General features: G+C 61.4%; 10 protein-coding genes. 4 read left to right on the top strand and 6 right to left on the bottom strand.

Annotated elements, in window-relative coordinates; genetic code table 11:
- Positions 1 to 22 precede the first annotated feature (22 nt).
- From AACO21_RS09370 to AACO21_RS09360, 3 genes are all read left to right on the top strand, one after another.
- Positions 23 to 1,507 carry an NADH-quinone oxidoreductase subunit M gene (locus tag AACO21_RS09370; RefSeq protein ID WP_346192255.1) on the top strand — a complete coding sequence of 495 codons (1,485 nt, stop codon included), beginning with the start codon at positions 23 to 25 and terminating at the stop codon, positions 1,505 to 1,507.
- 12 nt (positions 1,508 to 1,519) lie between these two features.
- Complete coding sequence (gene nuoN / locus AACO21_RS09365; RefSeq protein ID WP_346192254.1) at positions 1,520 to 2,998, top strand: NADH-quinone oxidoreductase subunit NuoN; 1,479 nt, start codon at positions 1,520 to 1,522, stop codon at positions 2,996 to 2,998.
- A gap of 75 nt (positions 2,999 to 3,073) precedes the next feature.
- The gene (locus tag AACO21_RS09360; protein WP_346192253.1) at positions 3,074 to 3,628 is read left to right on the top strand and encodes an NUDIX hydrolase; all 555 of its coding nucleotides are present in this window, start codon (positions 3,074 to 3,076) and stop codon (positions 3,626 to 3,628) included.
- 111 nt (positions 3,629 to 3,739) lie between these two features.
- On the opposite strand, the gene AACO21_RS09355 is transcribed toward AACO21_RS09360, so the two are convergent.
- The 6 genes from AACO21_RS09355 to fabI form a co-directional block, all read right to left on the bottom strand.
- Positions 3,740 to 6,637 carry an adenosylcobalamin-dependent ribonucleoside-diphosphate reductase gene (locus AACO21_RS09355; RefSeq protein ID WP_346192252.1) on the bottom strand — a complete coding sequence of 966 codons (2,898 nt, stop codon included), beginning with the start codon at positions 6,635 to 6,637 and terminating at the stop codon, positions 3,740 to 3,742.
- Between the two features lie 191 nt (positions 6,638 to 6,828).
- Positions 6,829 to 8,010 carry an acetate/propionate family kinase gene (locus tag AACO21_RS09350; protein ID WP_346192251.1) on the bottom strand — a complete coding sequence of 394 codons (1,182 nt, stop codon included), beginning with the start codon at positions 8,008 to 8,010 and terminating at the stop codon, positions 6,829 to 6,831.
- A 1-nt stretch (position 8,011) separates the two neighbouring features.
- Positions 8,012 to 9,427, bottom strand: a complete 1,416-nt coding sequence (locus AACO21_RS09345) for a bifunctional enoyl-CoA hydratase/phosphate acetyltransferase (RefSeq protein WP_346192250.1) — start codon at positions 9,425 to 9,427, stop codon at positions 8,012 to 8,014.
- 18 nt (positions 9,428 to 9,445) lie between these two features.
- Positions 9,446 to 9,928 carry a hypothetical protein gene (locus AACO21_RS09340; RefSeq protein WP_346192249.1) on the bottom strand — a complete coding sequence of 161 codons (483 nt, stop codon included), beginning with the start codon at positions 9,926 to 9,928 and terminating at the stop codon, positions 9,446 to 9,448.
- A 2-nt stretch (positions 9,929 to 9,930) separates the two neighbouring features.
- A complete protein-coding gene (locus tag AACO21_RS09335) occupies positions 9,931 to 10,509 on the bottom strand; it encodes a hypothetical protein (RefSeq protein WP_346192248.1) in 579 nt (192 codons plus the stop codon).
- A 61-nt stretch (positions 10,510 to 10,570) separates the two neighbouring features.
- Positions 10,571 to 11,356, bottom strand: coding sequence for an enoyl-ACP reductase FabI (gene fabI / locus AACO21_RS09330; protein ID WP_346192247.1), 786 nt, complete (start codon positions 11,354 to 11,356; stop codon positions 10,571 to 10,573).
- A 204-nt stretch (positions 11,357 to 11,560) separates the two neighbouring features.
- On the opposite strand from fabI, the gene AACO21_RS09325 reads away from it, so the two are divergent.
- Positions 11,561 to 12,076 (top strand): hypothetical protein, encoded by a 516-nt coding sequence (locus AACO21_RS09325; RefSeq protein ID WP_346192246.1) that lies wholly within the window; start codon positions 11,561 to 11,563, stop codon positions 12,074 to 12,076.
- Positions 12,077 to 12,134: the final 58 nt, after the last annotated feature.

The following is a 12,134-nucleotide window of genomic DNA, read 5'->3' as shown; positions in this document are numbered from 1 at the left end:
TCGCAGAAGAGCAAGGATTAACATGTCGACTTACCCGCTGCTATCTCTCGCCATCTGGACTCCCATCGTGGCCGGCCTTGTTGTGCTGGCCACCGGAGGGGACCGGAATGCGCCGTTGGCCCGCATGCTTGCCCTGGTGGGCGCGCTGGCTGGACTCGTTGTTGCGTTGCCGCTCTGGTTCGGTTTCGATCCGGCCAACGGCGGCATGCAATTTGTGGAATTGCGTAACTGGATTCCGCGTTTCAATATCAATTACCACCTCGGTGTTGACGGCATCTCGATGCTGTTCGTTGTCTTGAACAGCTTCATTACCGTGATCGTCGTTGCCGCTGGTTGGGAAGTGATCGAGAACAAGGTTGCTCAATACAACGCAGCCTTCCTGATCATGTCCGGGCTGATGAACGGCATCTTCACCTCGCTCGATGGCGTGCTCTTTTACGTCTACTTCGAGGCCTCGCTGATTCCGCTCTACCTGATTATTGGTGTGTGGGGTGGCCCGAACCGCGTTTATGCTGCTTTCAAGTTCTTCCTCTACACCCTGTTCGGCTCGCTGCTCTTCCTGGTCGCCTTGCTCTACCTGTTCATTCAGTCCGGTGGCAGCTTCTCGATCCTTGAATGGCACAAGCTGCCGATCGCGCTCAATGCACAGATCTGGCTCTTCCTCGCTTTCCTGATCGCGTTTGCGGTCAAGGTGCCGATGTTCCCGGTGCACACCTGGCTGCCTGACGCACACGTTGAAGCGCCGACGGGCGGTTCCATCGTGCTGGCTGCGATTGGTCTGAAGCTGGGTGCCTACGGTTTCCTGCGTTTCTCGCTGCCGATTGCACCGGATGCCTCGCACGAACTGGCCGGCCTCGTCATCGCACTGTCCTTGATCGCGGTGGTCTATATCGGCTTCGTGGCCTTGGTTCAGGCCGACATGAAGAAACTGGTGGCCTACTCCTCCATTGCACACATGGGTTTCGTGACCCTGGGCTTCTTCATGTTCAGCCCGATGGGTATCGAAGGTGCGCTGGTTCAGATGATCTCCCACGGTTTTGTCTCCGGTGCCATGTTCTTCTGTATCGGCGTCATGTATGACCGCGTGCATAGCCGCCAGATTGCCGACTACGGCGGTGTGGTCAATACCATGCCGAAGTTCGCCGCTCTGTTCATGCTGTTTACGATGGCCAACGCCGGTTTGCCTGCGACCTCCGGGTTTGTGGGTGAATTCATGGTGATTCTGGGTGCGGTCAAACTGAACTTCTGGGTTGCCTTTGCAGCAGCGTCGTCCATGATCATGGGTGCGGCTTACTCCCTGTGGATGTACAAGCGCGTGATCTTCGGTGAAGTGGCCAATGACCACGTTGCCGAACTTACCGACGTCAACAAGCGTGAATTCCTGATTCTCGCCGTGCTGGCAATCTGCACGCTGTGGATGGGTGTTTATCCGCAGCCTTTCACCGAAGTCATGCACGCCTCGGTCAACGACCTGCTGCGTCATGTGGCCATCAGCAAGATTCAATAAACGGTAGACAACATGTTCGATAATTTCGTTGTTCCCGACCTACTGCCCGCCGCGCCGGAACTGTTCATCACGGCCATGGCCCTGGTGATCCTGGTTGCGGACCTGTTCGTGAAGGACAGCCGCCGTACGCTGACCTTCGTGTTGACCCAGCTGACCCTGGTCGGCTGTGTCTTCCTGCAGTTTGCGACCAGTACCGGTGAAATCACCTACACCTTCAGCAACATGTTCGTCGATGACCTGATGTCCGACTTGCTGAAGCTCTTCCTGTACATGACGGTCTTCGTGGTCATGTTCTACTCGCGCGGTTACATCATTGACCGCCCGGCCATGAACAAGGGTGAGTACTACGTGCTCGCGCTGTTCGCGACCCTGGGCATGATGGTCATGATCTCGGCCAACCACTTCCTGACCATCTACATCGGTCTCGAACTGCTCTCCCTGTCGCTGTACGCGATGGTGGCGATGAACCGCGATTCCGTGGTGTCGACCGAAGCCGCCATGAAGTACTTCGTCCTCGGTGCCCTGGCCTCCGGTCTGCTGCTCTATGGCATGTCGATGATCTATGGCGCGACGGGTACCCTGGAAATCACCGGTGTTGCCGAGCGCCTGTACGGCGGCGGCGTCAACCAGACGGTCCTGGTCTTCGGCCTGGTCTTCCTGGTTGCCGGTCTGGCCTTCAAGCTGGGTGTCGTGCCGTTCCACATGTGGATTCCGGACGTTTATCACGGTGCGCCGACCTCGGTGACCCTGTTCATCGGTTCCGCACCGAAGCTGGCGGCCTTCGCCATCGTCATGCGGTTGCTGGTGAACGGTCTGATCACCATGGCGCAGGACTGGCAGCAGATGCTGATCATCCTGTCCGTGCTCTCGATGGCCATTGGTAACCTGGCCGCCATTGCGCAGACCAACCTGAAGCGCATGCTGGCCTACTCGGCCATCTCCCACATGGGCTTCATGCTGCTCGGTATCGTGACCGGCGTGGTCAGCGGGGATGCCCGTTACGCCCTGAATGCCTACAGCTCCTCCATGTTCTACGTGATCTCTTACGTGCTCATGAGCTCCGGCACCTTCGGCATGATCCTGATGATGTCCCGCGCCGGCTTCGAAGCCGACAATCTGGATGATTACAAGGGTCTGAACAAGCGTAGCCCGTGGTTTGCCGGCATCATGCTCATGCTGATGTTCTCGATGGCCGGTGTGCCGTTCTTCGTGGGCTTCTTCGCCAAGTTCTCCGTCCTGCAGGCTGTCATGGCTGCGGGGTATACCTGGTTGGCCATCGTGGCCGTGATCTTCTCCCTGATCGGCGCGTTCTACTACCTGCGCGTGGTCAAGCTGATGTACTTCGATGCACCGGCTGATGACACCCCGATCCAGGCACCAGCCGATATCAAGTGGCTGGTTTCCCTGAACGGGATTGCCGTGGCGGCTTTCGGCCTGATGCCGCAAGTGCTGATGTCGCTCTGCGCCTACGCGCTGTTGCGCTCGCTCTGATTCGCCGGATCTTCAGATCCAGCCAAACGCCCCGTCTGATCCACGGGGCGTTTTTTTATTCTGGAAAGCCTGTTCATGAAAGACGATGCCCATTTGATTGAAACCCAGCTCGATACGGAAGTGGTCTTCGACGGGGTTTTGCTCCATGTCAGCCGGGACCAGGTGCGCTTGCCCAACGGTGCCAGTTCGCTCCGGGAGTACGTGACCCATCCGGGCGCGGTGGTGGTGTTGGCGTTTCTGCCCAACGGCAAGCTGATTTTCGAGCGCCAGTTCCGCTATCCGCTGGGCCGTGTGTTTCTTGAGCTGCCCGCCGGGAAAATCGATCCGGGTGAAGACATCCTCGAGACCGCAAAGCGGGAGTTGCTTGAGGAAACGGGGCATACCGCAGGTCGTTGGCAATATCTCGGGGTGATGCACCCGTGTATCGGTTACTCGAATGAGCGCATCGAGATTTTCGCAGCCTTTGATCTTGTGGATCACGGGGCGCAGGCCCTCGATCACAATGAGTTTCTGGAGCTGGTCGAATTGGCGCCCGCCGCAGCGCAGGAGGCCGTCTGGTCCGGTGAGATCACGGATGCCAAGACGATTACGGCGCTCTACTGGCTGAATCATCCCAGCCTGCAGAAATAAGCTGTTTCCGACGGTCGACCGTCGGAAACTGTGCAAAATGCCCTGGCCGTACTGAGGGCGTAAAAAAACCCCGCATGCAGCATGCGGGGTTTTTGTTTCAGGCTGCTGCGATTAGCCGCAGGTCCCGACCGCACCGCAGGCGGTGCAGAAGTCGCAGCCATCCTTGCGGATCATGGTGTGGTTGCCGCACTCGTTGCACAGCTTGCCCTGGGTCGGCAGCACCTTGTTGCTGATGGTGTCTTCCGGCGCTTCCAGAATGCCCATCTGCTGCAGCGGGAAGCCGGTTTCATCCAGGATGCCGAGCATGGCATAGCGATGGATGATGAGTTGGGCAATGTAGGCCACGGTCGACGGGTAGGTCTGCTGCTTGCGCGAACCCGGCACGAAGGCCATGAAATCGCCCAGCGGTTCGGAGTAGTCCAGCAGTTTGCGCAGCTTCATGCCAATCCAGGCCGGGTCGAGGACGCGCATGTCCAGCGACAGGAGCTTGGAGAGACCGTCCAGGGCGCGCGGGTAGTTCCCGGAGAGCCACATGGAGTAGGGGCGGGAGCTGCCATCCGGCAGGGTGATTTCCTTCAGGCCGAGGACGAAGTCTTCGCCGGTCGAGGGGTTGCTCACGTCTACCGTCCAGGAGAGCGTGCCGTCGGTACCGGTCTTCGGTTCCTTGGCGCTGAACAGGGCATCCTTGACCGGGGTCGGGCCGTCGTGGCCGAGTGCGCCCAGTTGTTCGACGCGCCAGCGGATCACCTGAGCCATGGCAGAGACGACGGAAGGCATGCGCTTGCGCTCGCCGTGCGGGGGCATCGGCATTTCGAAGGCATCGCCCGGCGTCTTGGCCAGGGCATCCAGCTTCATTTCCAGCCAGCCGTGGTCATTGGCGCGCATGTCCATGGACAGCGTCTTGGCGACGGCGCCCAGGCCACGCGGTTCGGCCGGACCATTGGCCCAGACTTCGAACGGCCAGGCACGGCCTTCCGGCTCAACGTGACCGACAAACAGGGCAAAACGACCAATCGGCGAGTCGACCATGTAGGTCCAGCACAGATTGCCTTCCGGCAGGCTCGGACGGCCCGGCCAGCGCAGGCTGGCCAGCACCGGGGCCGGCAGGTTCTTGATCGAGAGGCGACGGTTGGCATCGCTGACGAAATCCTGCGGGGCCTTTGCATCCGCAGCCGGCGCCGCTTCGGTCTTGGCCGGCTCGACGGAGAGCACGGAGCCCAGCACGCTGTTCGGGCGGTAGGTGGCGAGGCCCTTGAGGCCGGCCTTCCAGGCTTGCATGTAGAGGTCCTGGAAGTCTTCGTACGGGTAATCCGCCGGGACGTTCACCGTTTTGGAGATTGAGGTGTCCACGTACGGCGCGACGGCTGCAACCATGTCGGCGTGGGCCTTGGCGGAAATTTCCAGAGCGGTCACGAAGTAGTCCGGGAGCTTGCTGACATCGCCACCCTGGTGCTTGTAAAGGCGCCATGCGTAGTCTTCGACCGCGTATTCCTTCAGCGTGCCATCCGGCATGCGCTTCTTGCGGTTGTAGGTCCAGGAGAAGGGCGGTTCGATACCGTTCGAAGCGTTGTCGGCGAAGGCCAGCGAGATGGTGCCGGTCGGCGCGATCGACAGCAGGTGGGAGTTACGCAGGCCGTGCTTGCGGATCTCGTTCTTGACGTCGTTGGGCAGGCGGGAGGCGAAGTTGCCGCCGGACAGGTAGAGCTCGGCGTTGAACAGCGGGAAGGCGCCACGCTCCTTGGCCAGTTCGACCGAGGCCAGGTAGGCGGTGTCGCGCATGAACTCGCTGATGCGGCTGGCCAGGGCACGGGCTTCCGGCTTGTCGTAACGCAGGCGCAGCATGGCCAGGGTGTCGCCCAGACCGGTAAAGCCGAGGCCGACACGACGCTTGTTGGCGGCTTCCTGAGCCTGGCGCTCGAGCGGCCAGTGGGTCGCGTCCAGCACGTTGTCCAGCATGCGGGTCGACACGCGGACGACTTCCGCGAAACCGTCGAAGTCGAAGCTGGCCTTGTCGGAGAAGGCGTCGCGGACGAACAGGGTCAGGTTGATCGAACCCAGGCAGCAGCAGCCATACGGCGGCAGCGGCTGTTCGGCGCAAGGGTTGGTCGCCTCGATGACTTCGCAGTAATTGAGGTTGTTGTCCTTGTTCATGCGATCCAGGAACAGGATGCCCGGTTCTGCATGGTCATAGGTGGACTTCATGACCTGATCCCACAGATCGCGGGCGCGCACCTTGCGGTACACCCACAGGCCGTCTTCGCGCTGGTAGGCGCCGCCCAGCTTCATGTCGGCATTCGGCTCGGCGCGATGGATCAGTTCGACATCGCCATCCGCATCCACGGCTTCCATGAAGCCATCCGTGACGCCGATCGAGATGTTGAAGTTGGTCAGGTCGCCATGGTCCTTGGCGTGGATGAATTCCTCGATATCCGGATGGTCGCAGCGCAACACGCCCATCTGGGCGCCGCGGCGGGCACCGGCGGATTCGACGGTTTCGCAGGAGCGGTCGAAGACACGCATGTAGGAGACCGGGCCGGAGGCGCGCGACTGGGTACCCTTGACGCGGGCGCCCTGCGGGCGGATCGACGAGAAATCGTAGCCGACGCCGCCGCCGCGACGCATGGTCTCGGCAGCTTGGGCGAGGGCGGTGTAGATGCCGGGACGGCCATCAACGTTTTCGACGATGGAGTCACCGACCGGCTGCACGAAGCAGTTGATCAGCGTGGCTTGCAGATCGGTCCCTGCGGCGGAGTTGATCCGGCCGGCCGGGATGAAGCCGTTTTCCTGGGCCCACAGGAACTTGGCTTCCCATTGGGCGCGGTCGGCATCCTGCTCGACTTGAGCGAGCGCCCAGGCAACGCGCTTACGCACGTCGTGAACGTTGGTTTCCTTGCCCTTGGCGTACTTTTCAACCAGGACTTCTGCGGAGATTTCCTGTTCCGGCAGGGGGGCAAATTCGGGCGGTGCGGGAATATCAGTGAGCGAAAGCTGCTCTGCGACCTTGGTCATGCGTGGGCTCCTCTCGATTAGTATTGGAATGCCGAGAATCTACTAGATGTAGTGGTTGGTTGCAATCCGTTGACTAGATACGGGGTGTTGTGCGTCGGCTTGGTCGAGGGGGTTATGCCGTCCGGGAAAGCCCGAAAAAACAAAGCCCCGGGCGATTTTTCTCCCGGGGCTTATGAAGAAAAAATATTTTGTTAAAGCGCGAGCAGGGTCTGTGCGTGGTGGGCCATCATCCACTCTTCGTTGGTCGGAATGACCAGCACGTCGACGCTGCTGTTGCCGGCGCTGATCACGTTGTCGTGGCGTGCATTGGCTTCCGGATTGAGGCGGATGCCCAGCCATTCACATTGCAGACAGACGCGGCGGCGGACTTCCGCTGCGTGTTCGCCGATGCCGCCGGTGAACACCAGTGCGTCAATGCCGCCTGCCGCAGCGACGAGCGAACCAAGCTCGCGCACGATGCGGTAGCAGAACAGCTCGACCGCCTCGTGGGCTTCCGGCTTGTCGCTGGCAAGCAGGGTGCGCATGTCCTGGCTGATGCCGGAGACGCCGAGGAGGCCGGACTCCTTGTACAGGATGCGCGTCATGTCCTTGACCGAATAGCCCTTGGTATCCATCAGGTGCAGCACGACGCCCGGGTCCAGATTGCCGCAGCGCGTGCCCATGAGCAGGCCGTCGATGGTCGAAAAACCGAGGGTGGTGGCGACGCACTTGCGATTGACCATGGCCGCCATGCTCGCACCGTTACCCAGGTGAGCGACGACCACCCGCCCGCTGGCCCGGTGGGAGTGTTCCGGTAGGGCGCGGGCGATGAATTCGTAGGACAGGCCATGGAAGCCGTAGCGTTTGATGCCTTCGGCGGTCAACGCACGCGGTAGGCCGAAAACCTGGGCTACATCCGGCTGGCTGCGATGGAAGGCGGTATCGAAGCAGGCGACTTGCGGTACGTCGGGCAGGAGTTTCTGCAGGGCGCGGATACCGGCCACGTTGTGCGGCTCGTGCAGCGGGGCGAGCGGGATGAAGCTCTCCAGGTGACCGAGCACGGTGGCGTCGATCACGGTCGGTTGCGAGTAGCGCTCGCCGCCATGTACGACACGATGTCCGACGGCGACGATACGCCAGCTGCTCTGGGTGGCCTGGAACCATTGCAGCAGCGCGTCGAAGGCCTGATCGTGGCTGACTTTTTCCCCGGCCAGTGTCTGGTCGGCGATTTTTTCGCCGGCACGGTCCTTGGCCACCATGCGCGTCGCGCTGGTGCCGATGCCGTCGATTTGTCCGGCGACTTCCGCATCGGGAGAGATCGGCTGAGTGAGCGGGAAAAGGGCAAATTTGATGGAGGACGATCCGGCATTGATCGTCAGGATGGCTTCTTTCATCTTAGGTATTTCCAGAGTTGCGTTTGGCGTGGGCGACCAGGGCGGCGATGACGCAGGAGGCAGTGCGTGTTTCTGCCGTATCGGCGCGACTGGTCAGGACAATCGGAACGCGCGTGCCGAGCACGATGCCGGCGGTCAGCGCGTTGGCGAGGTATTCGAGCTGTTTGGCCACCATGTTGCCGGACTCGAGATCCGGCACCACGAGGATCTCGGCATGGCCGGCTACAGCGGAATGGATGCCCTTGGTTTTGGCAGCCACGATGGAAACCGCGTTGTCGAAGGCGAGCGGGCCGTCCAGGATGCCGCCTTTGATCTGGCCGCGATCCGCCATCTTGCAAAGGGCGGCTGCGTCCAAAGTGGACTGGATTTTCGGGTTGACCGTCTCGACGGCGGACAAAATCGCCACTTTGGGTTCGGGAATCCCGATCACGTGGGCCAGATCGATGGCGTTTTGAATGATATCGACCTTGTCTTCCAGCGAGGGCGCGATATTGATCGCGGCATCGGTGATCAGAAGCGGGCGGTGATAGGTCGGGACGTCCATCAGGAACACGTGGCTGATCCGGCGATTGGTGCGCAGGCCGTTGGCACGCGAGACCACTTCGCTCATCAGTTCGTCGGTGTGCAGGCTGCCCTTCATCAGGGCTTCTGCGTCACCGGTACGGACCAGCGAGACGGCGAGCGCGGCCGCGTCGTGGCTGTGCGCGGCATGCACGATGCGGATGCCGTACAGGTCAATGCCATGCTCTTCCGCCACCGACCGGATTTTGGCTTCCGGGCCGACCAGAATGGGCTCGATGATCCCGGCCTGGAAGGCCATGACGGGGCCTTTCAGCGATTCGCAGTCACAGGGGTGGGCCACTGCCGTGGGAATCGGCTCCAGGCCTTTGACGCGTTCCAGCATCTGCGTGTAGCGGGCGTGCTTGTCATCGATGCGGATTTCGGGGCGGGCCGCTGTTTCGATACGCGCGATCTTTTCTGTCGGCGCCTGGACTTCGACTGTGCCATGCACCACAACCAGGCCTTCCTGATTGACGCAACTGCAGTCGAGCAGCACATGCCGGTTATGGTCGAATTTCTGGCGTGCGGTCAGGGTGATCGTGATCGTGTCCCCGATATTGACCGGGCGGGCAAAGTGCAGGCGCTGATCGATCAGTTGCGTTCCCGGGCCGGGAAATTGCGTTCCGAGCAGGGTGGAGACGAGCGAACCGCTCCACATGCCGTGCGCGACCATCTCCCGGAACATGCCGGTGGTCGAATTGCCTTCGTCCTGCGTGGCGGGATTGAGATCGCCGGTCAGCACGGCAAAGAGGCGGACATCTTCCGGCATCAGGGTGCGAGTCAGTGCGGCGCTGTCGCCGACCTTGATTTCATCGTAGGTGCGGTTGACGAGGTGTCGGGTGTGGCCTTCCGTCATGGGAATACTCCTTCAATATCAGGCGCGTACCATATGCCGCCGGTCATGGGCGAATTCGCGCGGCGGGACGTCGATGTCGAGGTCCGGGTGCAACTGCTGCAGGCGTTCCAGTACCCACAGATTGGCTTCGTACGTGAATTCCCGGGCCGTCAGCGGGGCGCCGGAGAGCGCTTCGACAAAGAGTGCGACGGCCGCCGAGCGGCTGATGCCGTATTCGCAATGCACCATCACGGACAGGGCAAAAGGGGCCGCCATCAGGTCGGTGACGAACTGGCTGATCTGGCGCGCCATTTCATGATCGAAGAGGCCGGGCGGGGCGGGCATGAATTCATCCGCCGGCAGCGCGTCGTAAAAGGACAGACGAAGGACGTGCTTGAACAGCGGGTCAAGACGCGCCTCGGGTGTTCCCGGATCGGTGATCGAAATGACGGCCATGTAGGGCGATCCGGCCAGCGACTCGGCCAGTTGGCGCGAGGTGAAGTGCACTTCGGAGATGCTCATTGTTATTCCATGAAGACCGGGTCGGAGAAGACGAGGGTGCCGTCCTTGCGCATCATCAGATTGTCCGCCTTGATCAGGTCGGGCAGCGCACCGTAGTCGGTCGAAAAATCCTCCAGGGCCTTCAGGGACTGCTGGACGGTATCCGCCCAGCCCATGGGGGTCACGCAAAGGTGATGCAGGGCGATGCGTCCCATGTCCTGTGCCAGGTCGCGCCAGATCATGCAGGCATCGAAATACGAGGTCGAGATCTTGGTCGCCACCTCGGCGGCCTCGCCCTGGCCGGGCAGCGGATAGAGACGTTCCACTTCGACGATATGGAAGGGAAAGCCTCGGCTCGATCGTCCCACCGTGCCGTGGTCGGCAAAGACCACCGGAAAGTGACGCCCGGTCGGGCGATCCTCCGCCGTGTAATAGGCGTAGTCGGTGGGGGAAGAGAGGAGTTTGAAAACGCGTTCCTGGCCGTCGACCGTATCGCCCGCCAGGACGATGGTGTTCTCGCCACGCCCGAGTTCGGCGCGGCCGTTGAGCAGGGGGTGATCCGGGACCGGATCGGCAATGATGCCGGGACCGAGGGTGTCCATGGGGGTGTCCTCCTTCTGCTGGAAAAGCGGGGCCCTGCCCGGCGGCGGGGCCCCGTTCGAATCAGGCAACGATGTGGGCGCCGCCGTCGACGTAGATGGTCTGGCCGGTCATGCCCGAGGAGCCTTGCGTGCACAGGAAGGCGGTCAGGGCGCCGACTTCCTCGATGGTCACGGTACGGCCCAGCGGTGCCTTGGCGGCATCGGCTTCCAGCAACTGGTTGAAGTTGGCGATGCCGGAGGCGGCGCGCGTCATGATCGGGCCGGGCGAAACGGCGAACACGCGGATGCCTTTGGGGCCGAGGTCGTAGGCCATGTACCGGACGGCAGACTCCAGCGCGGCCTTGATGATGCCCATCACGCCGTAGTTACGGACGACGCGTTCGGCGCCGAGGTAGGACATGGTGATCAGCGAGCCGCCATGGCTCATCAGCGGCTCCAGCGCCTTGGCCATGCGCAGGAAGCTGTGGCAGGAAATGTTCATCGCGGCATCGAAGCCTTCTTCGGTGGCGTCGATGACGCGGCCGTGCAGGTCGTCGGCATTGCAGAAGGCCATCGAGTGAATGGCAAAGTCGATTTCACCGAAGGCCTCGCCGCATTGGGCGATGACGTTTTCCAGCGAGCCCGGCTCGGCCACATCCAGCTTCAGGAACAGCTTGGCACCGATGGATTCGGCAAGCGGCTGGGTGTATTTGGCGGTTTTCTCGTTCTGGTAGGTCAGGGCGATTTCGCCGCCCAGTTCGACAATGGCCTTGGCCACGGCAAAGGCAATCGACTTGTCGTTGGCAACGCCGGTGATCAAGCCTTTCTTGCCGGCCAGCGGGAGGGTTGGGGTAGCATTGGTAGTCATGCGTTCTTCTTTCAGACAGTAGCGATGAGTGTGCGATGCAGCAGTCGTTGAGGCTTTGCCGGCTGTGCGTTCGCTTTGTTTTTTGCTGTAGTGCAACAGCATTCTGGCACGCTGCATGTTACGTAATGTTGACCTGACGCAAATGCTGGCCGGGGATGTGGTTGACCACAGGTTGGTCCGCTGGCGGAAAACAGGAGGTGTGGGGTGAATTGGCGTTCTACGGTCCTATCGGGTGTGGCGCTCTGCCTGTCGGCCTGTGCGGCCTATGATGGTTATCCCTTGAAACCGGGGGTGTCTACGCAGGACGAGGTGCGGGCAGTGATGGGCGTACCCAGCCTGACCTGGCAGGATGAGGCCGGGCAGCAATGGGCCTATCCGCGTGGTCCGGCCGGGGTGCATACCTATATGGTGCACCTGGGGCAGGATGGACGAGTCCTGCGTCTCGAGAATGTACTGACGAGTGCGCATTTCGCGCGTATCCGGCCGGGTGTCGACGGACAGGAGGCGGTGTTGCGGCTGATCGGGCCGCCGTTTCCGCCCTGGACCACGTATTTCAAGGCGCGTGACGAGTTGGTCTGGGAATGGCGTATTTGTGACGACTGGAGCAAGCTGGCACGGTTTGGCGTCTTGTTCGATGGGACAACCGGTATCGTGCGCAGCACCTATCAGCGCCCGGAGCCTTCGCCATGGAATCATTCGCCGCCGTGGTGCGGGCGTTGAAATTGTTGATGTAAATCATGGGTTAAGCCAGATGGTCGGCGCATTCTCCGTGATGTCC

Origin of the sequence: Dechloromonas sp. ZS-1 (genome assembly GCF_039649255.1) — a bacterium.
Classification (GTDB): Bacteria; Pseudomonadota; Gammaproteobacteria; order Burkholderiales; family Rhodocyclaceae; genus Azonexus.
Note: the sequence above shows the minus strand (reverse complement) of the source record. Positions and strands in the feature narration are given on the sequence as shown.

Excerpts from the sequence above, each read along its gene's own strand:
- nuoN (WP_346192254.1), top strand. The coding sequence starts at position 1,520 with ATGTTCGATAATTTCGTTGTTCCCGACCTACTGCCCGCCGCGCCGGAA.
- AACO21_RS09360 (WP_346192253.1), top strand. The coding sequence starts at position 3,074 with ATGAAAGACGATGCCCATTTGATTGAAACCCAGCTCGATACGGAAGTG.
- AACO21_RS09370 (WP_346192255.1), top strand. The coding sequence starts at position 23 with ATGTCGACTTACCCGCTGCTATCTCTCGCCATCTGGACTCCCATCGTG.
- fabI (WP_346192247.1), bottom strand. The coding sequence starts at position 11,356 with ATGACTACCAATGCTACCCCAACCCTCCCGCTGGCCGGCAAGAAAGGC.
- AACO21_RS09335 (WP_346192248.1), bottom strand. The coding sequence starts at position 10,509 with ATGGACACCCTCGGTCCCGGCATCATTGCCGATCCGGTCCCGGATCAC.
- AACO21_RS09350 (WP_346192251.1), bottom strand. The coding sequence starts at position 8,010 with ATGAAAGAAGCCATCCTGACGATCAATGCCGGATCGTCCTCCATCAAA.
- AACO21_RS09355 (WP_346192252.1), bottom strand. The coding sequence starts at position 6,637 with ATGACCAAGGTCGCAGAGCAGCTTTCGCTCACTGATATTCCCGCACCG.
- AACO21_RS09340 (WP_346192249.1), bottom strand. The coding sequence starts at position 9,928 with ATGAGCATCTCCGAAGTGCACTTCACCTCGCGCCAACTGGCCGAGTCG.
- AACO21_RS09345 (WP_346192250.1), bottom strand. The coding sequence starts at position 9,427 with ATGACGGAAGGCCACACCCGACACCTCGTCAACCGCACCTACGATGAA.